Here is a 25,736-nt window from a genome sequence, read left to right as displayed (position 1 = left end):
GTCGGATACTCTGCGCTTGTCGTCAACTCCCCTGCCCAGCTGGATCAACGAAGATCGGGTCGGTCATGAGCTTCGCGAGTCCCTTTCCGCCGGTGACCATCCCGGACGTCTCCCTTTACGACTATCTGTTCGCGACCCTGGATCCCTCGGCCGACCTGGACCGCGCGGCGTTCATCGACGCGCCGACGGGGACGGTCGTCACCTTCCGCCAACTGCGGGATCGGGTGACGGCGACGGCCGGGGCCCTCAGCGCGCGCGGAGTAGGCCCGGGCGACGTCGTGGCACTCATCGCGCCGAACAGCCCCGACTACGCCGTCGCGTTCCACGGCGTGCTGCGCACCGGCGCCTCCGTGACGACGATGCCGGTGCTGGCCACCCCCGAGGACATCGCCAAGCAGCTGAAGGCGAGCCACGCGGTCGCGATGCTGGCCGGCCCGGCCGTCGCGGAGAGCGCGCTCGCCGGAGCCGGGGCCGCCGGGCTGCCGCCGGACCGGGTCGTCCTGCTGCGCGAGACCGGCGACGCGTCGCACGCGCACCATCCGGTCCTCAGCGCCCTGATCGAGCAGGCGCTCGCAGCTCCCGAGGTGAGCGTGGATCCTGCGACCCAGCTGGCCGCGCTGCCGTACTCCTCCGGCACGACGGGGCGCCCCAAGGGCGTCCGGCTGAGCCACCGAAACCTCGTCGCCAACATCGCGCAGATCGAGGACCGGATCGGCGTGCGGCGGGACGACGTGGTCATGGCCGTGCTGCCGTTCTTCCACATCTACGGCATGACCGTGCTGCTGAACCTCTCGCTGCGCCGCCGGTCCACGCTCGTCACGCTGCCGCGCTTCGACCTCGCCGACTTCCTCGGCGCGATCGCCCGGCACCGGGTGACCTTCGCGTTCATCGCGCCGCCGATCGCCGTCGCGCTGGCCAAGCATCCGGCCGTCGAGGACTACGACCTGAGCAGCCTGCGCGTCGTGTTCTCCGGCGCGGCCCCGCTCGACGGCGAACTCGGCCGGGCGCTGACCGAGCGGCTCGGCGTGACCGTGGTGCAGGGCTACGGCATGAGCGAGCTGAGCCCGGTCTCGCACCTGACGCCGGAGAGCATGAGCGGCGAGGTGTCCTGCGAGAGCGTCGGCTTCGCGGTGCCGAACTCGGAGAACAAGCTGCTCGATCCGGCCACCGGCGAGCAGATCCCGAAGCCGGACTCGGGCGTGAGCGCGCGCGGCGAACTGTGCGTCCGCGGCCCGAACGTCATGCTCGGCTACCTCGACGACGCGGACGCGACCGACGCGATGCTCGACGCCGACGGCTTCCTGCACACCGGCGACGTGGCGACCGTGGACGCGCGCGGCGTCGTCACCATCGTCGACCGCATCAAGGAACTGATCAAGTACAAGGGCTACCAGGTCGCCCCCGCCGAACTCGAGGCGCTGCTGCTCACGCACCCCGGCATCGCCGACGCGGCGGTGATCGGCGTGCACGACGAGGAGGGCGAGGAGGTGCCCAAGGCCTTCGTCGTCCAGCGCGGCGCGGAGGCGCTCACCGGGCAGCAGGTGATGGACTTCGTCGCCGGGCACGTCGCCCCGTACAAGAAGGTGCGCCGCGTCGAGTTCATCGACGTCGTGCCGAAGTCGGCTTCGGGCAAGATCCTGCGCCGGGAGCTGCGTGACAGGGAACGGTCTCACTAGGGCGAACATATATTTGGAGGTGACAGCGGGCGCGGTCCTTCGCCAGTATGGAGCGTGGACATTGGTCCATACCTTTTAGCTTTTCCGGGAAAGGAAGTACCGGCTTCATGCTGCTGCCCCGCCCCACGACGTACCGGGCCGAGGAGGGCGAGTTCTCGCTCACCGAGGCAACCGTGATCCGCTTCGGCGACAGCTCGCTCGCCGGCACGGCGCGCTGGCTGCAGTCGGCGCTGCGGCCGCCGACGGGATTGCCCCTGCCCGCCGAGGAATCCGGCGCGGCGACGACCCGCGCGGCCGCCGAGGGCCCGCGAGAATCGGCGATCTCGCTCGCGCTCCGCCCCGAACTCGGGGCGGAGGCCTATGAGCTGAGTGTGGACTCGTCGGGTGCACGGATCGCCGGGGGCGACGCGGCGGGCGTCTTCTACGGCTGCCAGGCCCTGTTCCAACTGCTGCCGCCGGCCGTGTACCGGCACGCGTTCGCGTACGGAGTGCGCTGGTCGGTGCCGGCCGTGAGCATCGCGGACGCGCCGCGGTTCCGCTGGCGCGGGACGATGCTGGACGTCGCGCGGCACTTCGTGGCCAAGCGCGAGGTGCTGCGCTTCCTCGACCTGATGGCCGCGCACCGTCTCAACACCCTGCATCTGCACCTGTCCGACGACCAGGGCTGGCGGGTCGAGATCCGGCGCTACCCGCGGCTCACCTCGGTCGGCGGCTGGCGGCACGAGTCGCAGCTCGGCGCCGCCCGGGACGCGCCGGGCGACGGCCGTCCGCACGGCGGCTACTACACGGGCGCCGACGTTCGGGAAATCGTGGCGTACGCCGCCGAACGGCACATCACCGTCGTGCCCGAGATCGACATCCCCGGCCACTCGCAGGCCGCGATCGCCGCGTATCCCGAACTCGGCGTCCACCCGGACCTACGGCTCGAGGTGTGGACGCGCTGGGGCATCAACCACAACGTGCTCGGCGCCGAGACCACGACGATCGAGTTCTACAAGGGCGTGCTCGACGAGCTGATGGACCTGTTCCCGAGCGAGCTGATCGGGCTCGGCGGCGACGAGTGCCCGAAGGACGAGTGGGCGGCCGACGAGCGCACGCAGGAGCTCATTCGGGAGCGCGGGCTCGGCGACGAGAAGGGGCTGCAGACCTGGTTCATCAGTGAGCTCTCCGAGCACGTCGCGGCGCGCGGACGGCGTGTGTACGGCTGGGACGAGATGCTGGAGGGTAGAAACCTCCCCGAGGGCACGGTCATCGCGTCCTGGCGTGGCATGACCGGCGCGGTCACGGCGGCCAGTCGCGGCTTCGACGTCGTGGCCTGCCCGGACCACACCGTCTACCTCGACTACCGCCAGTCGGAGTCGCCGGACGAACCGATCCCGGTCGCCATCTCGCTGACCCTGGAGGACATGTACGGCTTCGAGCCGGTGCCCGACGGTCTCAGCGAGGAACAGGGCGCTCGGATTCTCGGCGGACAGGCGAACGTGTGGACCGAGCACATCGACTCGCCCCGCATGCTCGACTTCTACGTCTTCCCGCGGCTGTGCGCGATCGCCGAGGCGCTGTGGACCGAAGGCAAGCGCGACTTCGCCGAGTTCCGGGTCCGTCTCGACGAGCACCTGGCCCGCCTCGACGCGCTCGGCGTCGAGTACCGGCACGATGAGGGCCCGCTGCCCTGGCAGAAGCGTCCGGGCGTTGCCGGGCGGCCGTCCACGCGGGCCGAGCGCGAGGAGCACTTCGCACAGGTCACGGCGGATATCAAGGAATGATGTAACGATGCATGGTTCGGGGGCGGCGGCAATCGTCCGCGACTGCCGCCGCCCCCGGCTCTAGGGCCCGCGCGGGACGCCTACGACTCGCCGACGATCTCGGCGAAGCCGATACGGAACTCCGCGTGCGTGGCGTGCAGGGTGTCCTTCTCCGGAAGCTCCGGGCCGCAGGCGGCGCTGCCGACGCCCTGGTGCGCGTGGTCGAGGTTGACGTGGATCCGGGCCCCGTCATCGGGGCGCAGGTCGCTGCCGTGCTTCGCGGCTTCGAGGGTCCGCGTCGACCACGGCTTGACGGTCAGATCGATGACCGGCGAGCCGATCAGCAGCAGACCGCGGTCGCCGGAGGCGTCGCTGAGGCGGGCCCAGCGCACGTCGCGGCGGTTGCCGTTCTCCTGCGGGCGCACATACGGGGTCTGCATCGCGGTGACTTCACGGTGGTACCTGCCGACGCGCACGGCGTTGGCCGCGTCCCGGTAGGCCTCGCAGGGGCCGAGACCGAACCATTCGACGTGGTCGTATTCGCCGGGCAGGGTCAGCGCGACGCCGAGGCGCGGCAGCGGGACGGTCCACGTGCCGTACGGGTCGACGACGACGTCGAGCCACAGTACGTCGGCCGCGTCGGTGGTCCAGCGGTAGAGCACGTCCAGCCCGAAGCCGACGGCCGCCGCGCCGAGCCGCGTGCGAACCTCAATGCCGGTCGCGGTCGCCTCGACCCCGAGCGTCTTGTGGTGCATCCGATGCAGGCCCGCGTCGTGCCAGCGTGACGCCAGCGGCTCGTGCCGAGGCCCGTGCTCGCCCCAGACCTCGTTGTCGATCGGCGCGCGCCACACGTCCAAGCGCGGCCCCTCGACGTCGATGCCGCCGACGCTGCGCAGGACACCGGTTTGCGCGTCGAAGATTGCGGTGCCGAGTTGGATCGATCCGTCGCGGGAGCTGGGTGAAACGGCGGGAGCCGGAACCTCCGCAGGCTGCGGAGCATCGATTCTCCCCTGCCCCCAAGCGATCTCATGCCCCGCCTCGGCCCACAGCTCATCTTCCGCGAGCACGCCGCGCACGGTCAGCCAGAGCTCGCCGTCTCCCGCCGAGTCGTCAGCCTCCTTCGGCCACGCCGCACTACCGCTCTGACCCGCCGCGACCGGCTCGATCTCAACCGTGCCGCCGACGACCTCGACGCCCTCGGCCTCGACAGTCCACTCCCAGCGCAGGTAGCCGGTGTCGCGCGAGTGATGCAGGTTGCCGATCTCAAGGGTCCGCGACACCGCGTCGACCGTCACGCGCACCGGCTCGATGACCTTCTTGAAGTCGATCAGGCCGGGCGACGGGGTGCGGTCCGGGAAGATCAGGCCGTCGGCGACGAAGTTGCCGTCGTGCAGTTCCTCGCCGAAGTCGCCGCCGTACGCGTAGTACGTGACACCGTCAGCGTCGGTCTGCTCGATGCCGTGGTCGATCCACTCCCAGATGAACCCGCCCGCGAGTCGCGGGTACTTCTCGAACATGTCCTGGTAGTCGCGCAGGCCGCCCGGGCCGTTGCCCATCGCGTGCCCGTATTCGCACTGCATGAAGGGGATCGAGCGGCGGTGCGCGTCGTCGGCCGGGTCGGCGGTCGCGGGCTCGACTCCGCGACCGATCTCGTCGACCTCCTCGTAGCCCGCGTACATCCGCGAGTACACGTCGACATACGCGCTGGCCCGGTCGCCCTCGTAGTGGATCAGCCTGCTGCCATCACGACCGCGAATGGTTTCAGCCATCGCGGCCAGGTTCTCGCCGACGCCCGCCTCGTTGCCGAGCGACCAGATGATGATCGAGGGGTGGTTCTTGTCGCGCTCGACCATGCGGGCCGCGCGGTCGAGCAGCGCCTCGCGCCAGACCGGTTCGGCGCTCGGATTGCCGGCCCAGCCGAGGGCGTCGAAGCCGTGCGTCTCGTAGTCGCACTCGTCGATCACCCACAGCCCGTACTCGTCGCAGAGTGCGAGGAACTCGGGGTGCGGCGGGTAGTGGCTGGTGCGGACGGCGTTGATGTTGTGCCGCTTCATCAGCAGCACGTCCGCGAGCATCGTCTCGTGGTCAAGCGCGCGGCCGGTGCGCGGGTGCCATTCGTGCCGGTTGACGCCGCGGAAGAGGATTGGCTGCCCGTTGACGACGATGCGACCGTCCTGCACGGCCACGCGCCGGAAGCCGATGCGCAGCGGCACGCGCTCGCCGTCCACGACGAGCTCGCCCGCGTACAGTCGCGGCGTCTCGTCGGACCACGGCTCTACCGGGAGGGTAGACGGACCGGCCGGGTCGGCGTCCTCGATGCCGAGTTCGGGGACGTTCAGCCGCGCCGGTTGCGAGGTCTCAACGCGCAGCGTGCCCGTGCCGGTCTCGTGGTCGTAGTCGGCGTGCACGAAGTAGTCCTCGAGCCCTCGGGCCAGCAGCCGCACGGAGCGGAAGATCCCGGACATCCACCACATGTCCTGGTCTTCGAGGTAGCTGCCGCCGGACCACTGGTGCACGCGCACCGCGATCACGTTCCGGCCGCACCGCAGCGCTGCCCGGGCAGCGTCGAACTCGGTCGGCAGCCGGCTGCCCTTGCCGTCGCCGAGCCGGACTCCGTTGATCCACACGGCGAAGCAGGAATCCACGCCCTCGAATCGGAGCACGGCGCGGTCCAGCGGGAAGTCCTCGGGCAGCTCGAACTCGCGCCGGTACTCGCCGGTCGGGTTCGCGTCGGGCACGCGCGGCGGGTCGATCGGGAAGGGGTACCTGACGTTGGTGTACGCGGGGGCGCCGTAGCCGTGCAGCTGCCAGAGCGACGGAACCGGCAGCTCGTCCCACCCGCCGTCCGAGAACTCGGGCTCCTCGAAGCCGGGCGTGAGGTCGCCGGACCCGGCGGCCAGGCGGAAACGCCAGGTCCCGTCGAGCTCCACGGCTGGCGCGTCGGAGGCGAAGTAGGCGCGGGGACGGAGTCGGTCACGCCCGGGCGAATAGGACTCGACGTAGGCGACATCGACGTCGTTGGACATGGGGATCCGTCCCCTCCTGTTTACTCATGTGCGATTACGTTTGAAGCTTAGTAATTCAGCGGCCCTCAGGACAAGACCTCCCTAGAATGACCCGACGATGAACCCGGCACTTCGACGCATCCTGGAGCAGGCGGCCGAGCACGACGCGCCGCTTCTTGAACTGCTGTCCGAACGGCTCTCGGGCGCCGACCTGACCACGCTGCTGCTCGAGGTCTACCGGCGACGCGCGCTGAACGTTACGCCGGCCGAGGTCATGCGCCGCTACCGCACGGACCGCTTCGTGGCCCCGTCGCCGATCCCATTCACACAAATACGCCGAGCGGAGGACGCGCTGATCGCCGCGCTGCCGCCGGACTTCGAGATGCCGGCGCTCGCACCGGTGACCACTCTGGCCACGCACTCCGCTGTCGCGACCGTGGATCCGCGCAAGGTCATCGCCACGGTCCGGGGCAGCGAGGTCGCCGCCGATCCGACGAACGCGCTCGCCCTCGAGGCCGCCGCGCGGCGGTCCGACCTGCTGGCCGTTTCACCGCGCTCGGCCTCGCCGGTCCACCTGGCCGCGAGCCAGCGCGTCGTGCGCGCCCAGCATTTCGACACTCCGGGGTTTTCACCGCATTTCCAACTCTTCGGGCTGGTCAGCGCGGGCCGCGACGGCGGCGGACTCGCCTTCGAGAACGCCGCGCTCACGCTTCACCTGCGCTTCGCCGCCCAGGCCGTCGGCAGCCTCGGCGCGGAGACCGAGATCCGCGTGACGGTGCTGGCTCCCGCGTTCGAGGCCGTCCTCGATCAGGTGACGACGGTGTTCGCCGAGGTCCCGGGCGTGCGCGTGGTCCCGGATCCGGACCGGGAGTCCGGGCGCGGCTACTACTGCGGCCTCTGCTTCAAGGTGCATGCGGACGGCCGGGAGGTCGGCGACGGCGGGTTCACCGACTGGACCGCGCGACTGCTCGGCAACAGAAAGGAAAGACTGTTGATCAGTGGCTACGGCGTGGACCGGCTCGTCGGATAGCATCGGCTGCGTCGAGAAGGGCGCTCGCGCGGCGGCCGAGCGGGAGGAACAGGTATCTTGTCCGAACAACGCGTGTTCCAGATCCAGCTGGAGGGGTTGATCCAGCTCCTCGCGCAGAACCTGTACGCGGATCCGGACGTCTTTCTGCGCGAGATGATCCAGAACGCGCACGACTCGATCACCCGCCGGGCCGAGCTGGCGAACGAGCGCGCGGAGCCCGTCCCGCCGGCGCCGCGGATCTCGGTCGAGGTGGACCGGGACGCCCAGCAGATCCGGATCGCGGACAACGGCTGCGGACTGACCGACGCCGAGATCGACGCGTACCTCTCGACGATCGGGCGCTCCGGGACGAACGAGCTGCGCGAGCGGATCGTGGCGGCGGATCGGGGCCGGACCGTCGAGCTGATCGGGCAGTTCGGCATCGGCCTGCTGAGCGCGTTCATCGTCGCCGACCGGGTGAGCGTGGAGACGAAGGCGGCCGGGCACGAGGCGCTGCACTGGGAGAGCCTCGGCGGCCGGAACTACTCGGTGCGGCCCGGGCAGCGCGAGTTCGTCGGCACGACTGTTGTTCTGCACGTCAGCCCGCAGCACACGCGCTACCTCGAGACAGTGCGGATCAAGCAGATCATCCGCACCTACGCGGACTTCATCGGCGTGCCCGTCTACGTGAACGACGACGCTCAGCCCGCGAACTCGGTCACCGCGCCGTGGCATCGGGCGTTTGCCGACGAACGCGAGCGGTTCACTGCACACCGGGATTTCTGGGACCGGCGTTTCACCGAGGAGGACTCGCTGCACGTCCTGGCCGTGGACGAGCCCTTCCACTGGCCCGATGCCGGTTCCCCAGGCGGCGAGCGGACCGGCCGAATACGCGGTGTGCTGGCCGTCACCGACCGCCACACCCCGGACGTGAACGCGCGCGGCACCGTGGACGTGTATGTCGACCGGATGTTCATCGGCGCGGCGAATCGGGACGTGCTGCCGCCCTGGGCGAAGTTCATGCAGGGCGTGCTGGAGTGCAACGAGCTGACGCCGAACGCCGCGCGGGACAATGTGCGGCACAACGCGGCTTTGGCGGCAGTCCAGCGCACGCTCGGGGACCTCGTTGTCAGGGAACTGACGCGGCTGTCCACGGCCAGCCGACGCGGTTTCACCGAGATCATGCGCTGGCACTCGTACCACATCCTCGCGATGTCGGTGCAGCCCGAGCACGGGCGCTTCTTCCGGGCCGTCGCGGATCTCGCGCTTCTGGCCACGGATCAGGGCCCGATGACGGTCGCCGACTACCTCGCGAGTGCCGAGCGGCGGCCCGACGGCGCGACCGTCGTGCACTACATCACCGAGGAGGAGTCGGCGAAGCAGTACATGCTGTTGGGCGCGGCGCGCGGGGTGCGCGTGTTCGACTGCACGGAGGCGTTCGCCGAACGGTTCCTGAAGAAGTACGCGGAGACGTGGCCGGAGCGGGTACGGCTCAACCGCCTCGATCAGGCCGGTGCCGAGGCGCTGTTCGAACCCTTAGACAGGAGCGAGGCGCAGCGATATGCCCCGCTCGAGCAGGCGTACGCGACACTGTTCGAGGACCGCGGGGTGACGGCGCGGGCCAGCAGGTTCGAGCCGGCCGCGCTACCGGCCGTGCTCACCGAGACGCGGGAGAGCCGGCGTCGGCGGGAGATGGACGTGCTGGCGGGCGACGTCGCGATGCCGGCGGCGATCCGGGACATCGTGCAGGACTTCCTGGCCGAGGCCGACGATCCGCTGACGCTGCACCTGAACGCGGCCAATCCGATCATCGGCAAGCTCGCGGCACGGCCGAGCCTGGACGACGAAGTCGGCCGCAACGCGCTGCAGTCGCTCTACAACAATGCCCTGATGCTGCTGGCGCGCACGCTGCCCGCGGACGCCGTACAGACGATGTTCACGCAGTTCAACCAGGTGATCGACCTGATGCTGAGCCTGGCCGAGCAGGTCGCGCGGGGGTCCGGGCCCGCGGACGCGGACCCGGACCTTGACGTCGGCATGGACGTGGACCCGACGCCGATCGACGCCGCCCCCGAACCGCCGCCCGCGTACCTGTCCTGCTCGGTCACCCTGCCCGAGGGCGAGCCGCGGTCCGAGGAGATCTTCGCCGCGGTCCGCTCGGTGCTGGAGGCCGGGCCGTACTACTGGCAGGTGCGCCGCGCCGACTCGCCGCCCGCGGACTCGGACCTGCCGCTGGACCTCGACGAGCCGCCGGTCCCGGCCGTGCTGAACGTGGCCGTGTTCGCGGGCCCGCTGCTGAATCAGGGATTGATCAACGAGATCTCCATCGGCCAGATCCTCGGCCTGCCGCAGCTGATCCTGTGCGACGAAGGGCATCCCGAGCTGCCGTCGAGCTTCGCGGACGTGCCGCGGCGTACGGTACGCGGACTCGGCGCCGTGCTGCGCGGGGAAGTGCTGATCGCGCTCGCCCGGCACCCCGAGGTGGGCCGGGACCGCGAGCATGAGCGGTATCTGAGCCCGTCGGTCCTCGCGTGGTGCGCGGACCTCGACGAGTCCGTCGGCTCGGCGATCAGCACGCGCTACCCTACGTGGCCGGAGTTCCTCAAGGCGGATTCGGCCGAGGTCGCGCGCGGGGTCGGGATCGACGTCTCGCTGGTGGAGGCCGCGAAGTCGGGATTGCGCCTGCTGGCCGAGGAGGACTGACCGTGCCGCGGGATTCCGCGCGTCGCGCGATCGAGCTGCTCGTCGACGAGTCCTGGGAGCTGAACACGGCGGACCGCTCGCTCCAGGCGCTGGCGACCGCCGAGCGCGCGGTCTTGGCGGCACGACGGTTCGGTGACGCCGGCCTGCTCGTCAGGGCACTGACCACGCAGGCGTCCGCGCAGCGGCTGCTCGGCGAGAACTCCGCGGCGATGGTCAGCTACGTCGAGGTGTTCAGGCTCGCCGAGGATCCGAAGAACGAGCAGCCGCTCGCGCATCCGGCGGCGGTGCGCGCGATCGGGTCGGCGCACATGAGCTTCGTACTCGTAGTCCGGCTGCGTGGCGCGTCGACCAAGGAGCAACTGCTGGCGTTGATCGCGGAGGCGGACGACTGGTTCGTCCAGACCGGCCATCCGCACTGGCGCGCCGGGCTGCTGCTGCAACGCGCCGAGGTGCATCTCGACCACGGCGAAGCCGAGCCGGCACTGGAACACGCACGAGCCGCGTACGAGACGTACAACCCGTCAGCCCCCGGATACACCATGGCCTACCACCACAACTGCCTGGGACGCGCGCTGCTCGCGGCCGATCGGGGCGACGAAGCGGCGGAACACTTCCAGACCGTGATCGAGGCACCGACAAGCGCTCCGTATGATCGCATGTTGAGCAATTTCTATCTCAGCGACTACCACGAACGGGCGAACCGCGCAGAGCTCGCGCTGCGCTACATGGATGACGCGGTTCGGCTGTCCGAGTACTGCGAAGGCCGCTACGCCCAGGCCATGGCGCTCGCCCGCCGAGGCAAGCTGCTCCGTGCCCGCAATCGTTTCCCGGACGCGCTCGCCGACCTGGACCGGGCCGTGGCCTACGCTCCGTCGTATATGTGGGCAGTCGCGCAGCGCGGCATCGCCCACCGTCTCGCGGAGAACTACGACCGGGCGGTTGCCGACTACGACGCCGCCATCAAGCTCAACCCGACCGTCGCGTGGGTACACGCCGAGCGCGGTGCGGCGCTGCTCGCCCTAGGCCGGCACGCTGACGCGCTCACCGACTTCGACCGCGCGCTCGAGTTGGACCCGAGCGACACGTGGGCCGCGGAGCACCGGCAGCTGACAGGCGACGCGCTCGACTCATTGCGCGCAGGCGACTCCTAGCTCGAATCCGCGCCCGACTCGACGTACTCGAACACTGAGCCGTCAGGGTGCCGCGCGATCAGCCTTCTGCCGTTCGGGGCGGCGGACGGACCGTCGATGACATCGCCGCCGTGGGTCGACAGCGTGGCGAGGACGGGTTCGAGCGAGCGGACGCGGAGGGTGGCGACGCGATCCCGGTACGCCGCGGTGTCGCCGCTCAGCAGCAAGAACGGACCGACGCGGGCGAGGCGGACGTCGCGGAAGTCGAAGAGTTGCGGCTCTGCGCCTTCGGCGAGGGCGCGGTAGACGGGGAGCGCGGCGTCGAGGTCGTCGACGAGCACGCGGGCGAGGACGCCGAGGATGTTCGAGGTGGTCATGATGGGCGGAGCCGCCTTCGGAGCGGGGAAATTCCCCCGGAAAAAGCAAACAACCCCGGGAGCCGGTGCTCGCACGGGGTCGCTGCCGCGGGGAGATACAGCAGGGGAAAGCCGGATCGGGCGATCAGACCGCCGAAGCGTCGACGGGGTCGAACTCGCCGTTGTTCACGCCGTCGAGGAACGCGGCCCACTCGGCGTGGGTGAAGGACAGGACGGCGCCGCCGCCGTCGTCCTTCGTGTCCCGTACCCGGAAGCCGTCCGCGGTCTCCATCACTTCGACGCAGTTGGTCCCGCCGTTTGAGGCGGCGGCCTTGTGCCACTCGTTGATGCGCATCAATCCAACTCTCTGATTCGGCGCTCGATCATCTTGCTGCTTTCCTGCTCCGACAGGGCGGCCGCCTCGAGGCGTTCGATCTCGCGGCGGGCCTGGCGCAGCTCAATGGGATCCTCGGTGAACGGGGTGCCCCACTGGGTCTCGGAGAACACGACGGCGGGAGCGGAGCCGCCCGACTCGAACAGGTCGATCGGGTAGATCGGGATCGGGTGGGCGAACGGGATCACCCGGACGCTCACGTTCGGCCGCTCGGCCATCGTGCACAGGTGGGTGAGCTGGCCGCGCATCACCTCGGCGCCGCCGAACTGCCAGTGCAGCACGGACTCGGCCATCAGGGCGGTCAGCTCGATCGGTTCCGGCTCCTCGAGGCGGCGCTGGCGACGCAGCCTGACCTCGTAGTCGGCGTCGTTGCGGTCCGGGTCGCGCACCGGGCCGATGCCGAGGATCGCCTTGACGTAGTCGCTGGTCTGCAGCAGCCCGGGGACGAACATCGTCTGCACCGACCAGGCGCGCGCGGCGTCGGCCTCGTAGCCGAGGAACTCCAGGAAGGTGGGGCTCAGCCAGCGCTCGTAGCGCCGCCACCAGGCGTCCGCGATGCTGTCCCTCGCCATCTCGCACAGCCGGTCCGCGTCCGCGTCGGCCAGCTCGTAGAGCGCGGCCAGCCGCCGCACGTCGAGCGGGTTCAGCTTGCTCACCCCGTTCTCGCCGCGGGAGATCTTGGCGATGCTCCAGCCGGTGTGCTCGGCCACGTCGCGCACCGAGTAGCCGCGCTCCTTGCGCAGCCGGGAGAGTTCTTCGGCGAGGGCCTTCTGCGTCCAACTGGCCGTGAACGGCACCGCGCATCACTCCCTTCCCGTCCGGCTCCCGGAAAGTCTGCCTGCCCGATCGCGCGCCGAGGTGTGTGATCAAGCAAAGCTCGGGTAAATTAACGGAACGTCACTTGTAACGTTCCATGTAACTAAGCATGCTGGATCCGCTACCCTCCGTGAGGATGTGTATCGGATCTGACGCCACGTTAGCACCTCACCGGATGCATCACGAAACCCATGCATAGGTATACGCATCAAGGGCTGATAGCAGTGAACGAGAGACTCACCTCAGTGCAACTCGTCGCGGAAGTGCGCCGCGAGATCTTCGCCGCGCGCTCCCGCGAGCTGCCCTGGGAATACCGCGTCGAGTGGGCGCGCCGGGGCGAGACGCCCTATCCCGCCTATTCGACCGGTCGCGCCGAGACGGAGTCGAACGCACTCCGAACAGCGCAGATGCTGTTGCGCAACGCGACCGAGTCGGCCGACCCGCGTGCCGTCGCCGCCTGGATCAAGGGGCCGGGCGACGACGATTACCGGCGCGTATCCCCCTAGTGCCCCACCCGGTCGACAGACCACGGGGTCGCCGACACGGGTTCGTCAGGGGCGGGGCCGATAATCGAGGCGTGCCGACCACGCCACCGACCCTGAGCCGGAGAGCGCTCAACCGGGCGACCCTCTCCCGCCAACTGCTGCTCGAGCGCGGCTCCTGCCGCCCGTACGACGCGATCCACGCGCTCGCCGGGATGCAGGCGCAGGCTCCGCTGGCCCCACACGTAGGCCTGTGGACACGCCTCGCCCACTACTCCCCCGCGGCGCTCGACGAGCTCTACGACGCGCGCCGCGTCGTGCGCTCGAATCTGATGCGCGCCACGGTCCATCTCGTCACCACCGATGACGCTCTGGCCTGGCAGGGCCTCACCGGCCCGATCAGCGCGCGGACCGTGCAGTCCGCATTCGGCAGACGCCTGACCGGCATCGACCTCGATGCTCTGACGTCGACGGCCCTCGATCTGCTCGTCGCAGCGGAACTGAGCACGGCCGAGCTCGGTCAGCAGCTCGCTCAGCGGTTTCCCGGCTACGACGCGGACGCCCTGGCGTACGGCGCACGCGGGCGGCTCGCGCTGATTCACGTGCCGCCGCGCGGAAAGTGGAACGCGAGCGCGCCCACACGGCAGACGACGTTCGCCGCGTTCCTCGGGCGCGAACCGGAGGCCGCGCCGTCGCCCGACGGGATTCTCCTGCGCTACCTCGCGGCCTTCGGGCCCGCGTCCGTCCAGGACGCCCAGGCATGGTCGGGCCTGACGCGCCTGTCGGAGGTCGCGGACCGTCTCTCGCCGAAGCTGACCACGTTCCGCGACCCGGACGGCCGGCTGCTCTACGATCTGCGGGACGCGCCGCGGCCCTCCGAGTTCGTGTCCGCGCCGGTGCGCTTCCTACCCGAATACGACAACGTGTTCTTCGGATATGCGGACCGCACCCGCTTCATTCCGGACCTGCGCAAGCCGCCGATCCCGCCGGGCAACGGCGCACGCACCGGGACGCTGTTCGTGGACGGAGAATGGCGCGGGACCTGGAAGATCGCCCTGCCGCGCAAGACGAAGTCGAGCGCGGGCTCCGGCGGCTCGGGCAAGCCCGGCGGCTCCGGCAGCTCCGGCAGCCCCGGCAGCTCCGGCAGCTCCGGCAGCTCCGAACGCACGGTCCTGGCGATCTCGCTGTTCCATAAGGTCAACGCCGCCGAGCGCGAGGCGATCGAGCGTGAGGGCTCTGATCTGGCGCGCTTCATCGCCGGGGAGGGCCTGGAGGCGTCGGTCGAGATCAGCTTGGGCAGCTGAGTCGTCAGGCGACTGAGGCCTGCTGGGGTGTGGAGACGCGGCGGCCGTCCTGCCAGACCTCGCGCACGAGCTTCGGCAGCTCGGACAGCTGACCGAGCGGATCTCCGTCCACGACGACGACGTCCGCCCGATAGCCCGGCGCGAGCTTGCCGAGCGCGTCGCCGTAGCCGAGCAGTTCGGCCGCGGACGAGGTGGTCGCCGCGAGAACCTGGCTCGGGGTCATGCCGGTGGCCTCCATAAGCGGCAGCTCCTCGAGGTTCGTGCCGTGCGCGCCCACGCCCGAGTCGGTGCCCATCGCGATCCGCACGCCGGCGTCTACGGCGCGGCGCATCGATTCCACGTGCGCCGCGGCCACCTCGTTGACCTTGCGCACGATGAACTCCGGCATGTCAGTCCCGGCCTCGATCTGCCGCAGCACCGCCACCGGCGCGATGAGCGTCGGCACGAGCCACGCGTCCTTCGCCAGCATCAGTTCGATGGCTTCGTCGTCGAGGTAGATGCCGTGCTCGATCGACCGCACTCCGGCACGCAGCGCGTTCTTGATGCCCTCGGTGCCCTGCGCGTGCGCCATCACGTACCGGCCCTGCATCGCCGCCTCGGTGACGATGACCCGCAGCTCTTCCTCGGTGAACTGGCTGTGCCGCGGGTCGTCGGCCGGCGAGAGCACGCCGCCGGTCGCGCAGACCTTCAGCACCTCGGCGCCCGCGCGTAGCAACTGCCGGGAGATCTTGCGCACCTCGTCGTTGCCGTCCGCGATGGTCGCCGGACGGCCCGGGTGCTCGACGAACAGCGGCAGGCAGTGGCTCGACGGCATCCAGCCGTCGCCGTGGCCGCCGGTCTGCGAGATCGCCGCGACCGAGATCTGCAGGCGCGGTCCCGGGATCAGCCCGTCCTGCACGGCGCGCTTGATGCCCAGGTCGGCGCCGCCCGCGTCCCGGGCCGTGGTGATGCCGAGTTCGAGGGTGCGCCGGAGGTTCTGCGCGGCCTCATAGAACTGATACGAGAAGGGCTTCTGGACGCGATCCGTGATGCTCCCGACGGGGCCGGAGAACGCGACGTGCACGTGGCAGTCGAACAGGCCGGGCAGCAGCACGGTCCCGGTGCAGTCGACCGACTCGTCGCCGTCCAGGCCGATGCCGACGTCGAGGATACGGTCGCCCTCGACCAGCACGTCGGCCCTCGCGGGCGGCGCGCCGGTTCCGTCGAAGACCATTCCACCGGCGAACACGGTGCGGGTCACGCGGTCACCACCTCGTACCAGTTGCCTTCGTCGGCCTCGCTGCCTTCGCCCGGTGCCGGGTTCATGTCGTACCGTACGCCACCGGATCCCAGCGCGACCAGCGCCACGGACGACGTCATCCACGCCTGGCCCTCGCCCCAGTCGTGCTTGCCGATCAGGGCTCGAACGTCGCCGGTGTCCAGGCCGTCGCCGTCCGCGAGCCGCATCCACGCGCCCCACGCCTGCTGCGTGGAGCGGCCGTGGCCGGGCTCGGGTTCTGGTCGCGGCGCGGACTGCAACAGAGGCCTGAAATGCTTGATCCGCGCCTCGATCAGCGTGACGGCGCGGTCCGGCGCTGTCGGCAACTGGTCGTCCTCGACCTCGAGCCCGCGGTTCGAGACGAGGTGGGTGCCGGGGGCGAGCTTGCGGTCCGCAAGGGTGCTGCCGTCCCACGTCAGCATGCTCATACCGGTCACGTCGCCGACGAGCAGGTGGAACGGGTCGTAGCGGGTCAGGTCCAGGTCGCTGATGAACTCGCCGGACGCCGCGATGAGCGGGAGCTGTCCGCGGGTGAGCCGCCGGTCCGGGCTCGCGAACGTGCCGAACCCGTTCAGCAGGCACGCGACGCGCGGCCCCGCGGCGTCGTCACCCGGCCGCACCGCGAGCCACGTGCCGCCCTCGCGCAGGTCCATGCCCCCGACCAGCCGCGGACGGTCCGGCCAGTACCGACCGGGGAGCTTCCAGGTGCGTTCGACGAGCTCATCGCGGGCGAAGAGCAGCAGCACGGGAACGCGGCCGCCGGGATCCACGCTGATCAATGCGGTACACACGCGAGCCTCGCCCTTCCGTCGGTCCTAAGCCCTACCTTAGGCCCATGTCATCCGCCAAGGGCTCGATCCGGATCATGACCGGGGCGGCGACGATACGGCACTTCATGTCCGAAGCCATCGTCGAGTTCCGCTTCCGCAACCCGCAGGTGAGCCTCGAGTTCCGGACCGCGCCGTCAAGCGGAGACTGCCTCGCCGCACTACTCGAGGACGACGCGGACCTGGCCTGGGTCACGATGTCGGACCCGGTGGACGGCATCGAGCAGCGGCCGGTCATGCTACTGCCGTGGGCGCTCGCGATGCGCGCCGGCGAGATCTATTCGGACCGCGCGTGGGTCGAGGTGCCGGAGCTGTCCGGCCTGCGGCTGATCAGGCTGCCCGAGGATTCGAGCTCCGGCGCTCGGCTCGCGGAGTCCCTGACGAATGTCACCCTCGCCGAAGACTCGGGCGCGGCCGACTGGGACACGGCACTTCTGCTCGCGGAACTCGGCCTCGGCCACACGATCGTCCCCCGGCTCCCCGACCAGCCACACACCGCCGACGGCGCCGTCCGCCTCGTGCCCCTGCGAGGCCTGCCGCCGCTCCCCGTCGGCTGGGCCGCCCCCTCCTGGGACGCGCTCCCGCCCGCCGCCCGCTCGTTCGCCGACACCGTGAGCCGCAACTGCCGGGTGCGGATGGCGTGAGGAGCCGTCACCAAGTCACCAATGCGCTTCGAAGCCGCCGTAGAACAGGCCGATGCCGGTCATGACGCAGAGGCCTGCGATGATCCAGAACCGGATGGTGATGTTGACCTCCGGCCAGTCCATCAGCTCGAAGGTGTGGTGGATCGGGGCCATCTTGAACACGCGCTTGCCCTTGCGCAGCTTGAATGAGCCCACCTGGATCACGACGGAGAAAAGCTCCATCAGGAACAGGCCGCCGATGATGGCGGCGAGCGCCTCGGTGCGGGTGCAGATGGACAGACCGGCGAAGGCACCGCCGAGGGCGAGGGAACCCGTGTCGCCCATGATGATCTTCGCGGGTGCGGCGTTGTACCAGAGGAAGCCGAAGCACGCGCCCATCACGGACGCGGCGACGATCGCGAGGTCGAGCGGGTCGCGGACCTGATAGCAGCCGGCGGCCGCGGACGTGCCGCAGGTCTGGCCGTACTGCCAGACGCCGATCACGACATACGCGGCGAAGGCCATCGCGGAGGCCCCGCTGGCCAGGCCGTCCTGGCCGTCGGTGAGGTTGACCGCGTTGGACCATCCGGCCGTGAGCAGGTAGCTCCAGAGCACGAACACGATCGGGCCGAGGCTGAGCCAGCTGATGTCGTGCAGGAACGAGATGTGATCACTCGCCGGCGCCAGGCCCATGGCGTTGCGGAAATGCAGGGCCAGCAGCGCGAACACGATCGTCACGGTCCACTGGCCGATGAGCTTCGCCTTGGCGCGCAGCCCGAGCGACCGGCGATTGCGGATCTTGATGTAGTCGTCGACGAAGCCGACCGCCCCCATGCCCGCCATCAGCAGCAGCACCAGCAGCGCGGAGGGCGTCGGCGCCTTCAGGGTCACCAGCTTCGCCAGGAAGTACGCGACGATCGTGGACAGCACGATCACCATGCCGCCCATCGTGGGCGTGCCGCGCTTGACCAGGTGGCTCTTCGGTCCGTCCTCGCGGATCTCCTGCCCGTAGCCGCGCCGCGTGAAGAAGCGGATCGCGATCGGCGTGCCGACCAGGGAAAGGATCAGGGCGAAGATGGCGGCGAATAAGACCGCTCGCATCATGGTGTGGGTCCTCCTGCGGCTCGGCGGGTCTGCGTCATCGTACGGACGGCCGCGCGACTGTGCCTGGACAACTTGTAGGAACAACTTGTAGCTTGTGCCTACAAGTAGGCAGGGGTGAGGATGACGACGCGGTATCAGGATGTGGCGCTGCGGCTGCGCCGGGCGATCAGCGACGGCACGTATCCGCCGGGGTCGCGGCTCCCGTCAGAGCACGAACTCGCGCAGCAGTTCGGCGTCGCGCGGAGCACGATCCGGCACGCGCTGGCCGTGCTCGGCGAGGACGGGGTCGTGGCCTCGCACCAGGGAGCGCGGCGGACGGTGCTGGCCGAGCCGCGGTTGCAGAACTTCGGCGAACTGCGGTCGTTCTCCCGCTGGGCACGCTCGATCGGCGCGGAGCCGAGCGGACGGGTCGACCTGATGGAACGGCGTGCGGCGACGGAGATCCAGGCGCAGGAGTTGGGCCTGGCGCCGGGCGATCCGGTGGTCTACGTCGTGCGGGTGCGGCTGCTCGACGGCACGCCGGTGATGATCGAGCGCACAGCGTACGTGGAGCGGGCGGGGTTGCCGCTTTCGTTCGTCGACCTCGAGCGCGAGTCCATCAGCGAGCGGCTGGAGGAGCGCGGCATCGTCTTCGCGCAGGCCGAGCACACGATCGACGCCGTCAACGCCACGCCGGACGACGCGCGCCTGCTGAGTATCGAGCCGGGGATCGCACTGCTGCGCGAGCGGCGGCGGGCCACCGATCCGCGCGGGCTGGCCCTCGAGTGGTCCGAGGACCGCTACGTCGGCGACGCGGTCGCGTTCACCATCCGCAATTCCATCGCCCTCTCGCCGCTCGTGCGTGACCGGGCCGTACCGATGATGAAGACAGGGAGCTGACGACGGGTGCGGGAGCTCATACTCGGGGACGGTGAGCGCTATCCGGCCGTCTGGCTGCGCGACAACTGCCCGTGCGGCGACTGCGCGTTGCCCGGAAGCGGCCAGAAGCTGTTCGGCATCACGGATATTCCACTGCCGGATGAGGTGCGGATCGAGCGCTTTGATCAGACCCCTGACGGCTGCGTCGAGGTCGTCTTCGCGCCGGACGGGCACAAGTCGCGCTTCGACGCGGCCTGGCTTGCGGAGCACCGGCCCGGCCGTTCGCCGCCGTATTCCGATCGCGCCGAGGACGCGAAGATTCTGTGGCAGGCCGCTGACTTCGCCGACGGGCTTCCATCCGCGACGAGGGACGCGTTCGCCCAAGATCCGGCCACACGTGCCGACTGCCTGGAATCCCTCCTGGTCAAGGGGTTCTTCCTGCTACACGGTGTTGCCGTCGAGGACCGCGCGGTGCTTTCGGTCGCGCAGGCCTTCGGCTTCGTGCGCAGGACGAACTACGGCGAACTGTTCGAGGTGCGGGTCGAAGAGAATCCGGCGAACCTCGCGTTCAGTTCGCTGCCGATCACACCGCACACGGACAACCCGTACCGCGACCCGGTGCCGACGATCCAGCTTCTGCACTGCCTGACGAACGCGGCCGAGGGTGGCGACTCAGGGCTCGTGGACGGCTTCCACGCGGCAGCCACGCTGCGTCGCGAGCAGCCGGACGCCTTTGACCTGATCACCCGCACGCCGGTCGCCTTCCGCTACCTAGACGCCGAGGCCGAGCTCACCGCGACAGACTCGCTGATCGGCCTGGACGCCCTCGGACGGATTACGCAGATCCGGTTCAACAACCGCTCGATGCGCCCGGTAGCGCTGCCGCCGGACGAGATCGTGCCCTTCTACGCGGCGTACCGTGCGTTCGCCGAATTGCTCTACCGCGACGAGGCGCGCCTCGACTTCCGGCTGGAGCCCGGCGACTGCGTCGTATTCGACAACACCCGTACCCTGCACGCACGCACCGGGTTCACCGCGAGCGGCCGTCGCCACCTGCAGGGCTGCTACGCCGACCTCGACTCCGCCGCCAGCGCGCTCGCCGTTCTGCGCCGTACGTACCCCGGGGACCTGTGATGACTAATCAAGATATTGTCTATGTTGTCGATGAGCTGGCCACGCTCTTCGCGGAGCAGGGCGGCAACGAGTACCTCGGCGAGGCGGTGACACAGGCTGAGCACATGCTGCGGGCGGCGGCGTGCGCGGAGGCGGCCGGCGCTCCTGACGCACTGATCGCGGCCGCTCTGCTGCACGACGTCGGCCACTTCACCCGGCAGAGCAGCAGTGGCGAGATCAGCGGCCACGAGCTTATGTCGGCGAGCACCGACAACCGGCACAGCCATACGGGCGCGGACTGGCTGGCGGCCTGGTTTCCCGAGGCGGTGGCGGAGCCGGTTCGGCTGCACGTCGCGGCGAAGCGCTACCTGTGCGCCGTCGAGCCGGGCTACTACGACAAGCTCTCCGAGGCGTCCGTCCACACGCTCGGCGTGCAGGGCGGGCCGATGAGCCGCGAGGAGGTCGCCGAGTTCGAGCGCGGCGGATACGCGGCCGACGCGGTGACGCTGCGGCGCTGGGACGAGGCGGCCAAGGACCCTGACGCAGACGTGCCAGGGTTCGAACACTACCGGGTGCTGCTCGAACGGCTGGCCGAGTCCGACTGAAGAGCGGCGAGCACGTTCGCCTCGAACTCGTCAGGGCTGATCGGGACGCCGTCCTCGGTGAGTACCTCCACCGCCTTGCCGTCCAGGAACGCGGCCGGAGTTCCCGCGGGTCCGGGCAGACCGGCCGCCTCCCACGCCGCATGCAGGGACGCGAGCGCCGCCGGTCCCGCCTCCAGCGCCCAGAGGCGGAAGCGGTCCTCGTTGATCGTCTTGCTCACGGCCAGGAAGTCGATGCCCGAGGTCTGTGCGACGACTCCGCGGATCACGTCGAGGTCCGCCAGGCCCTCGCTACCGTACGTGCGCCGGTAGCTGAAGAGCGCCGCACGCAGCGCCATGAACTGATCCACGCCCTGCTCAGCCGCCGCGGCCAGCGCCGCCAGTGAGTTCGTCGAGCCGCCTCGCACGTTGCCGCGGTCGAGGAAGTTGGCCACGTGGTAGCCGATCCGGTACGTGCCACGGTCGGCCAAGCCCGTGATCGTGCCGCCCAGCTCGTGCTCGACCGTCGCGCAGTACGAGCAGCGCATGTCCTCGTATACGTCGAGGACATGCGGTACGTCATCGGCGCCGTACGCGAACGGAGACGCGGGCGCGGTTGCGGTCCCGGTCGCGGTTGCTGTCGCGGTTGCCGGGGCAGCCTGCTCGGTCGCGGGAAAATCACTGCCGGTCGTCACGGCGATCACATTAGTCTGGCGGCATGTTCCCCGCAGACTTCGAGGGAGGCCACGCGACTCCCCGCATCGTGTCCGAACTGGGCGCCGGACGCGCGGCGCACGCCGTCTGGTGCAACGAGATCGGCGGCGTCGTGTTCCAACTCGGCGAGGGCGAGGGCGAGACGCGCGAGTTCCTCAAGTGGACGCCGCACGGCAACGGCGTGGACTTGAGTCGGGAGATCAAGCGGCTGCGATGGGCGGTCGAGTACATCGTCGTACCGCGCGTGATCAAGCAGGGCGCGGACGACGAAGGATCCTGGTTCGTCACCGCCGGGCTGGCGGGTACGTCGGCCGTCGACGAGCGCTGGAGGCGGGAGCCGGCAAAGGCCGTACGCGCGATCGGCGTCGGCCTGCGGGCGCTGCACGACACGCTGCCCGTCGCCGAATGCCCCTTCGAGTGGTCGGCCGAGGACCGCGTCGCGCGCACGAAGGAGCACGCGGCGGCCGGGACGCTGGACCCGAGCAAGTGGGACGAAAGCCACCGGCACCTCACCGTCGAGCGCGGCCTCGACCTGCTCGCCGACATCCCGCCCGTGGACAAGCTCGTCGTCTGCCACGGCGACGCCTGCTCCCCCAACACGCTGCTGGACGACAACGGCGACTGGTGCGCGCACGTCGACCTCGACACCCTCGGCGTCGCCGACCGCTGGGCCGACCTCGCCGTCGCCACGCTGGCCACCGAGTGGAACTACGGCCCCGGCTGGACCGAACCGCTGCTCGCCGCGTACGGCATCGAACCCGACTGGGAGCGGATCGCCTACTACCGGCTCCTGTGGGATTTGTGTTACTAGGGCGGCCCCTAGGATATGGGCCATGCGCATCGACCGGCTCGACCATCTGGTGCTCACCGTCGCCGATATCGCGACGACCGTGGACTTCTACACCCGCGTCCTCGGCATGGACCAGGTGACGTTCGGAGCCGGCCGCAAGGCGCTCACCTTCGGCACCAGCAAGATCAATCTGCACCTGACGGGCCACGAGTTCGAACCCAAGTCCCATCGCCCGACGCCGGGCAGCGCCGACCTGTGCCTGATCACGACCGACCCGCTGGACCAGGTGGTCGACGAACTCGCCGCGCACGGCGTCCCCATCGAGGAGGGGCCGATCGAGCGCACCGGCGCCACCGGCCCGATCCGCAGCGTCTACCTGCGCGACCCCGACCTGAACCTGATCGAGATCAGCACCTGTCTTTGAGCCGCGATCCGTCAGCCGCATGCCTTCGAGCCGCAGGCGGCCGCGCCGCAAGCCCGACTCCCGACTCCCGACTCCCGACTCCGAGTGCCCGACATCCCACTCCCGACTCTCTACTCCCCACTCCCCACTCACCGAGAGGCAAGACCTTGAGTGAATCCACCCCCGCTGCCTCTGTCGCCGCCAAGGACGACGATCAGGCGCTGGCCGCGCGGCGGCTGCGGGACTTCAGCTTCGCGCAGGTGATCCTGCTCGTCCTGCAGACCGTGCTCGGCATGCGCGTGAACCTGTTCGTCCAGGTTCCCGCCGGCGACCAAGGCAAGGGACTGCTGTCCTCATTCGGCAACGCGATGAGCAAGGGCCCCGCCGAAATCGCCGCCCACTCGGGCTTCGGACTGCTCGTGTTCATCAACGCGTGCCTGCTCGTCGTCTTCTCCCTCACCGTGCGAGGCATCTCGATCAAGCTGGCCTCCGTCCTCGGCTGGCTGGCAATCGCCGGCGCAGCCGTGTCCGGCGCCTCGTTCGTCAACGCCACCGCTTCCTCGAGCTCCGCCAACGACGCGTCCTTCGCCATGGCACTGCTCACCATGGTCGCAGTGGCCTGCTACGCCTGGAACCTCTTCGCACTCTTCGGCGAGAAGGCCGCGGCTGGGACAGAAGCCGAGGCCGCCGAGACCGCGGCTGGCGCAGAAGCTGAGGGCGAGACCACGGCAGAGGCCGCGGAAGCCCAGACCGCCACCGAGGCTGAGACCGAGGCCGAGGTCACGCCCGAGCCCGAGGCCGCAGCTGAGACCGAGGCCGGGGCCGAGACTAAGGCCGAGGCTGAGACTGCTGAAGCTGAAGCTGAGACCAAGGCAGAGCCCGAGGCTGCAACTGAGGCTGAGCCCGACACCAAGGCCGAGCAGGCTTAGGGCTTGCGGGCCACAGTACGCTTCCGGGCCGCAGTACGCGTCCGGCCCTGCCTACGCCCCGGCGGCGACGAAGCTACACCGTCCACATCGGTTGGGATGCGCGTGATGCGGCCAGGAGGCGATCCATGTCGAACTCTGCGATGCTCCTGGGTACGACGCCTCGCTCTTCCCAGACGCACCAGAGCCTCAGGCCTAGGTCGTCTCCGGCGAGTGCCACCCACCACTTGAACTCGTAGCTCCAGATGCCTTCCGGTTCCGCGCCCCCGCCGCCTCCTCCACCGGCGAAGTGCGCCACGGTCGGCTGCCATTGCCCAGTGGCGTCGCGGTGTTCAGCTCCGAACTCGAAGTTGCCCGGCCGGAGCAGGTGCGGCATTCCGAACGCGAGGTTGGGCTGCTCGTCACCGGCGAACCAGGCCTTGACTAAGAGCTGGAACATGACCGCCTGCGGGAAGGCGCGAACGCCCACAACCGCAACGCCGACGTCACGGTGTCGGACCAGGACGCGATCCTGGTCCGACGCCGTGACCGGCATGGCTGCCAACCGCTCGGGATTGGCCTGGTTGTTCACGATCAGTAACATACACGCGAGCGTTCGAGCGCATTTACGACCGCAGCGCGGCGATCCCCTCGAGGGTTTCGGCCTGTGCCGGCGTCGCGGTGTAGCCCCCGGTCGCGCTGTTTTCGACGCTCCAGGCAACGTCGGTATATGTGCCGTTGCACCCTCCCCCGCAATCCGCCGACGCGAAGCCAGCCCCCTGTCACGCCGCGCGTAACGCCGCAGGCCCGAAGCGTAGCGGCCGCCCGAGGAGCGAAGCGACGTAGGGCAACGCGTGAGAAGGGACGGGCGGGCGGGATAAGTAATCGGGCCGTAGGCAGGGCCGAACACCAACCGCAGCCGGAGAACGCTACGGCAGCACCACGACCCGGCCCGTCGTCTCGCCGCGGCCTAGTGCGGTGAGTCCCTCGACGGCCTGCTTGACCGGGAGACGCTGGCTGATCAGGGGCTTGATCGCGCCCTCGTCGGCGAGCTGCACGAGGGCCTCGTGGGCGGCCCGGACGGAGGCGGGGTCCTTCTGCTTGTAGAGGCCCCAGTGCAGGCCGAGGATCGAGTAGTTCTTGATGAGCGCGTGGTTGAGGCCGGGGGACGGGACGGTGCCGCTGGCGAATCCGACGACGACGATGCGGCCCTCGAAGGCTACGCACTTGGCCGAGCCGGTGTAGGCGTCGCCGCCGACGGGGTCGAAGATGACGTCGGCGCCGCGACCCTGGGTGTACTGCTTGACCGCCGCGATGAAGTCCCCGGACTTGCGGTCGATCACGAGGTCGGCGCCGAGCTCGCGGGCGACCTCGGCCTTCGCCGCTCCGCCGACTACGCCGATCACCTTGGCGCCGGCCGCCTTCGCGAGTTGCACGGCCGCGCTGCCGACACCGCCGGCCGCCGCGTGTACGAGCACTGTCTCGCCTGCCTGCAGGTGGGCGCGGCGGTGCAGGGCGAACCATCCGGTCTGGTACGCGATGTGCAGCGCGGAGGCCTCGGCGTCGTCGAGGGATTCGGGTGCGGGGTACGCGTCGGCCGCGGCCATCAGCGTGTACTCGGCCAGGCCGCCCTGCGGCAGCAGCGGGTTGCCGACGACGCGGGTGCCCAGCAGCCCCTCCGCCACTCCCTCGCCGAGGCCGACGACCTCGCCGCACAGCTCCACGCCGGGGATGAACGGCGGTTCGAGCCGGATCTGGTACTGGCCGCGGCAGAGCAGCACGTCCGGGAAGTTCAGCGCCGTCGCCTTCACCCGGACCAGCGCCTGGCCCGGACCCGGCTCGGGCGTCGGCACGTCGGTCAGGCTGAGGGCCTGCTCCGGCTCGCCGAGGACGGTGGCCTGCCATGCGTACACGATGATCCCTTTCCTGGTGATGCCTCA

24 protein-coding genes are annotated in these 25,736 nt (G+C 69.9%); 14 read left to right on the top strand and 10 right to left on the bottom strand.

All coding sequences use genetic code 11. The features are described 5' to 3' along the window. The first annotated feature begins 65 nt into the window (after window positions 1–65). Both VG296_RS02830 and VG296_RS02825 read left to right on the top strand, forming a co-directional pair. Window positions 66–1,676, top strand: a complete 1,611-nt coding sequence (locus VG296_RS02830; protein WP_325562719.1) for an AMP-binding protein — start codon at window positions 66–68, stop codon at window positions 1,674–1,676. Between the two features lie 107 nt (window positions 1,677–1,783). After that, the gene (locus tag VG296_RS02825) at window positions 1,784–3,442 is read left to right on the top strand and encodes a beta-N-acetylhexosaminidase (protein ID WP_325562717.1); all 1,659 of its coding nucleotides are present in this window, start codon (window positions 1,784–1,786) and stop codon (window positions 3,440–3,442) included. Window positions 3,443–3,522: 80 nt separating this feature from the next. Here the strand turns inward: VG296_RS02825 and VG296_RS02820 are convergent, their stop codons facing one another. Then, window positions 3,523–6,447, bottom strand: a complete 2,925-nt coding sequence (locus tag VG296_RS02820; RefSeq protein WP_325562715.1) for a glycoside hydrolase family 2 TIM barrel-domain containing protein — start codon at window positions 6,445–6,447, stop codon at window positions 3,523–3,525. A 97-nt stretch (window positions 6,448–6,544) separates the two neighbouring features. On the opposite strand from VG296_RS02820, the gene VG296_RS02815 reads away from it, so the two are divergent. Genes VG296_RS02815 through VG296_RS02805 form a run of 3 tightly spaced genes read left to right on the top strand, consistent with a single transcriptional unit; the run spans window position 6,545 to window position 11,289 of the window. After that, window positions 6,545–7,456: a hypothetical protein gene (locus VG296_RS02815; protein ID WP_325562713.1), complete on the top strand. Its 912-nt coding sequence runs from the start codon at window positions 6,545–6,547 to the stop codon at window positions 7,454–7,456. 57 nt (window positions 7,457–7,513) lie between these two features. Beyond that, window positions 7,514–10,138 (top strand): ATP-binding protein, encoded by a 2,625-nt coding sequence (locus VG296_RS02810; RefSeq protein WP_325562711.1) that lies wholly within the window; start codon window positions 7,514–7,516, stop codon window positions 10,136–10,138. A 2-nt stretch (window positions 10,139–10,140) separates the two neighbouring features. Then, entirely contained in the window at window positions 10,141–11,289 is a 1,149-nt protein-coding gene (locus tag VG296_RS02805) for a tetratricopeptide repeat protein (RefSeq protein ID WP_325562709.1), read from the top strand. Here the strand turns inward: VG296_RS02805 and VG296_RS02800 are convergent. The 3 genes from VG296_RS02800 to VG296_RS02790 all read right to left on the bottom strand — a co-directional run bounded on the left by VG296_RS02800 (window position 11,286) and on the right by VG296_RS02790 (window position 12,815). After that, the gene (locus VG296_RS02800) at window positions 11,286–11,645 is read right to left on the bottom strand and encodes a hypothetical protein (RefSeq protein WP_325562707.1); all 360 of its coding nucleotides are present in this window, start codon (window positions 11,643–11,645) and stop codon (window positions 11,286–11,288) included. The two genes, VG296_RS02805 and VG296_RS02800, sit on opposite strands and share 4 nt — an antisense overlap. Before the next feature lie 124 nt (window positions 11,646–11,769). Next, complete coding sequence (locus VG296_RS02795; protein WP_325562705.1) at window positions 11,770–11,979, bottom strand: DUF397 domain-containing protein; 210 nt, start codon at window positions 11,977–11,979, stop codon at window positions 11,770–11,772. Beyond that, complete coding sequence (locus VG296_RS02790; protein ID WP_325562703.1) at window positions 11,979–12,815, bottom strand: helix-turn-helix transcriptional regulator; 837 nt, start codon at window positions 12,813–12,815, stop codon at window positions 11,979–11,981. Before VG296_RS02790 ends, VG296_RS02795 begins: the two co-directional genes overlap by 1 nt. A gap of 264 nt (window positions 12,816–13,079) precedes the next feature. On the opposite strand from VG296_RS02790, the gene VG296_RS02785 reads away from it, so the two are divergent. Both VG296_RS02785 and VG296_RS02780 read left to right on the top strand, forming a co-directional pair. Then, window positions 13,080–13,340, top strand: coding sequence for a hypothetical protein (locus VG296_RS02785; protein ID WP_325562702.1), 261 nt, complete (start codon window positions 13,080–13,082; stop codon window positions 13,338–13,340). A 71-nt stretch (window positions 13,341–13,411) separates the two neighbouring features. Continuing rightward, window positions 13,412–14,620 carry a winged helix DNA-binding domain-containing protein gene (locus VG296_RS02780; RefSeq protein WP_325562700.1) on the top strand — a complete coding sequence of 403 codons (1,209 nt, stop codon included), beginning with the start codon at window positions 13,412–13,414 and terminating at the stop codon, window positions 14,618–14,620. A gap of 4 nt (window positions 14,621–14,624) precedes the next feature. On the opposite strand, the gene VG296_RS02775 is transcribed toward VG296_RS02780, so the two are convergent. Together VG296_RS02775 and VG296_RS02770 are read right to left on the bottom strand one after the other, a co-directional pair. Further along, a complete protein-coding gene (locus VG296_RS02775) occupies window positions 14,625–15,860 on the bottom strand; it encodes an amidohydrolase family protein (protein WP_325562698.1) in 1,236 nt (411 codons plus the stop codon). Further along, window positions 15,857–16,669 (bottom strand): NRDE family protein, encoded by an 813-nt coding sequence (locus tag VG296_RS02770; RefSeq protein WP_325562696.1) that lies wholly within the window; start codon window positions 16,667–16,669, stop codon window positions 15,857–15,859. The genes VG296_RS02775 and VG296_RS02770 overlap by 4 nt, the downstream gene beginning before the upstream one ends. A gap of 44 nt (window positions 16,670–16,713) precedes the next feature. Between VG296_RS02770 and VG296_RS02765 the strand changes: the two genes are divergently transcribed. Next, a complete protein-coding gene (locus tag VG296_RS02765; RefSeq protein ID WP_325562694.1) occupies window positions 16,714–17,349 on the top strand; it encodes a substrate-binding domain-containing protein in 636 nt (211 codons plus the stop codon). Window positions 17,350–17,364: 15 nt separating this feature from the next. On the opposite strand, the gene mraY is transcribed toward VG296_RS02765, so the two are convergent. After that, window positions 17,365–18,429, bottom strand: coding sequence for a phospho-N-acetylmuramoyl-pentapeptide-transferase (gene mraY, locus VG296_RS02760; RefSeq protein ID WP_349259433.1), 1,065 nt, complete (start codon window positions 18,427–18,429; stop codon window positions 17,365–17,367). A 123-nt stretch (window positions 18,430–18,552) separates the two neighbouring features. Here mraY and VG296_RS02755 point away from each other — a divergent pair, with 123 nt between their 5' ends. The 3 genes from VG296_RS02755 to VG296_RS02745 are packed head-to-tail and all read left to right on the top strand — an operon-like array spanning window position 18,553 to window position 21,008. Next, window positions 18,553–19,311: a GntR family transcriptional regulator gene (locus VG296_RS02755; RefSeq protein ID WP_325562690.1), complete on the top strand. Its 759-nt coding sequence runs from the start codon at window positions 18,553–18,555 to the stop codon at window positions 19,309–19,311. Between the two features lie 6 nt (window positions 19,312–19,317). Continuing rightward, entirely contained in the window at window positions 19,318–20,424 is a 1,107-nt protein-coding gene (tmpA, locus tag VG296_RS02750) for a 2-trimethylaminoethylphosphonate dioxygenase (protein WP_325562688.1), read from the top strand. Continuing rightward, complete coding sequence (locus tag VG296_RS02745; RefSeq protein WP_325562683.1) at window positions 20,424–21,008, top strand: phosphonate degradation HD-domain oxygenase; 585 nt, start codon at window positions 20,424–20,426, stop codon at window positions 21,006–21,008. Before tmpA ends, VG296_RS02745 begins: the two co-directional genes overlap by 1 nt. Here the strand turns inward: VG296_RS02745 and VG296_RS02740 are convergent. After that, window positions 20,969–21,679, bottom strand: coding sequence for a DsbA family protein (locus VG296_RS02740; RefSeq protein WP_325562681.1), 711 nt, complete (start codon window positions 21,677–21,679; stop codon window positions 20,969–20,971). The genes VG296_RS02745 and VG296_RS02740 overlap by 40 nt on opposite strands. 23 nt (window positions 21,680–21,702) lie before the next feature. Between VG296_RS02740 and VG296_RS02735 the strand changes: the two genes are divergently transcribed. The 3 genes from VG296_RS02735 to VG296_RS02725 all read left to right on the top strand — a co-directional run bounded on the left by VG296_RS02735 (window position 21,703) and on the right by VG296_RS02725 (window position 23,820). Beyond that, the gene (locus VG296_RS02735; RefSeq protein WP_325562679.1) at window positions 21,703–22,509 is read left to right on the top strand and encodes an aminoglycoside 3'-phosphotransferase; all 807 of its coding nucleotides are present in this window, start codon (window positions 21,703–21,705) and stop codon (window positions 22,507–22,509) included. Window positions 22,510–22,531: 22 nt separating this feature from the next. Further along, the gene (locus tag VG296_RS02730) at window positions 22,532–22,912 is read left to right on the top strand and encodes a VOC family protein (RefSeq protein WP_325562677.1); all 381 of its coding nucleotides are present in this window, start codon (window positions 22,532–22,534) and stop codon (window positions 22,910–22,912) included. Window positions 22,913–23,058: 146 nt separating this feature from the next. Beyond that, complete coding sequence (locus tag VG296_RS02725; protein WP_325562675.1) at window positions 23,059–23,820, top strand: hypothetical protein; 762 nt, start codon at window positions 23,059–23,061, stop codon at window positions 23,818–23,820. A gap of 73 nt (window positions 23,821–23,893) precedes the next feature. Here the strand turns inward: VG296_RS02725 and VG296_RS02720 are convergent, their stop codons facing one another. Together VG296_RS02720 and VG296_RS02715 are read right to left on the bottom strand one after the other, a co-directional pair. Then, window positions 23,894–24,400, bottom strand: coding sequence for a hypothetical protein (locus tag VG296_RS02720; protein WP_325562673.1), 507 nt, complete (start codon window positions 24,398–24,400; stop codon window positions 23,894–23,896). Between the two features lie 325 nt (window positions 24,401–24,725). After that, window positions 24,726–25,709 (bottom strand): NADPH:quinone oxidoreductase family protein, encoded by a 984-nt coding sequence (locus VG296_RS02715; RefSeq protein ID WP_325562671.1) that lies wholly within the window; start codon window positions 25,707–25,709, stop codon window positions 24,726–24,728. Window positions 25,710–25,736 lie beyond the last annotated feature (27 nt).

The sequence above is a fragment of the Actinospica sp. genome, from assembly GCF_035552695.1.
GTDB lineage: Bacteria > Actinomycetota > Actinomycetes > Streptomycetales > Catenulisporaceae > Actinospica.
This window is presented reverse-complemented; position numbering and strand designations above follow the sequence as displayed.

Excerpts from the sequence above, each read along its gene's own strand:
- VG296_RS02830 (WP_325562719.1), top strand. The coding sequence starts at position 66 with ATGAGCTTCGCGAGTCCCTTTCCGCCGGTGACCATCCCGGACGTCTCC.
- VG296_RS02825 (WP_325562717.1), top strand. The coding sequence starts at position 1,784 with ATGCTGCTGCCCCGCCCCACGACGTACCGGGCCGAGGAGGGCGAGTTC.
- VG296_RS02820 (WP_325562715.1), bottom strand. The coding sequence starts at position 6,447 with ATGTCCAACGACGTCGATGTCGCCTACGTCGAGTCCTATTCGCCCGGG.
- VG296_RS02815 (WP_325562713.1), top strand. The coding sequence starts at position 6,545 with ATGAACCCGGCACTTCGACGCATCCTGGAGCAGGCGGCCGAGCACGAC.
- VG296_RS02800 (WP_325562707.1), bottom strand. The coding sequence starts at position 11,645 with ATGACCACCTCGAACATCCTCGGCGTCCTCGCCCGCGTGCTCGTCGAC.
- VG296_RS02795 (WP_325562705.1), bottom strand. The coding sequence starts at position 11,979 with ATGCGCATCAACGAGTGGCACAAGGCCGCCGCCTCAAACGGCGGGACC.
- VG296_RS02765 (WP_325562694.1), top strand. The coding sequence starts at position 16,714 with ATGTCATCCGCCAAGGGCTCGATCCGGATCATGACCGGGGCGGCGACG.
- mraY (WP_349259433.1), bottom strand. The coding sequence starts at position 18,429 with ATGCGAGCGGTCTTATTCGCCGCCATCTTCGCCCTGATCCTTTCCCTG.
- VG296_RS02755 (WP_325562690.1), top strand. The coding sequence starts at position 18,553 with ATGACGACGCGGTATCAGGATGTGGCGCTGCGGCTGCGCCGGGCGATC.
- VG296_RS02745 (WP_325562683.1), top strand. The coding sequence starts at position 20,424 with ATGACTAATCAAGATATTGTCTATGTTGTCGATGAGCTGGCCACGCTC.
- VG296_RS02735 (WP_325562679.1), top strand. The coding sequence starts at position 21,703 with ATGTTCCCCGCAGACTTCGAGGGAGGCCACGCGACTCCCCGCATCGTG.
- VG296_RS02730 (WP_325562677.1), top strand. The coding sequence starts at position 22,532 with ATGCGCATCGACCGGCTCGACCATCTGGTGCTCACCGTCGCCGATATC.
- VG296_RS02720 (WP_325562673.1), bottom strand. The coding sequence starts at position 24,400 with ATGTTACTGATCGTGAACAACCAGGCCAATCCCGAGCGGTTGGCAGCC.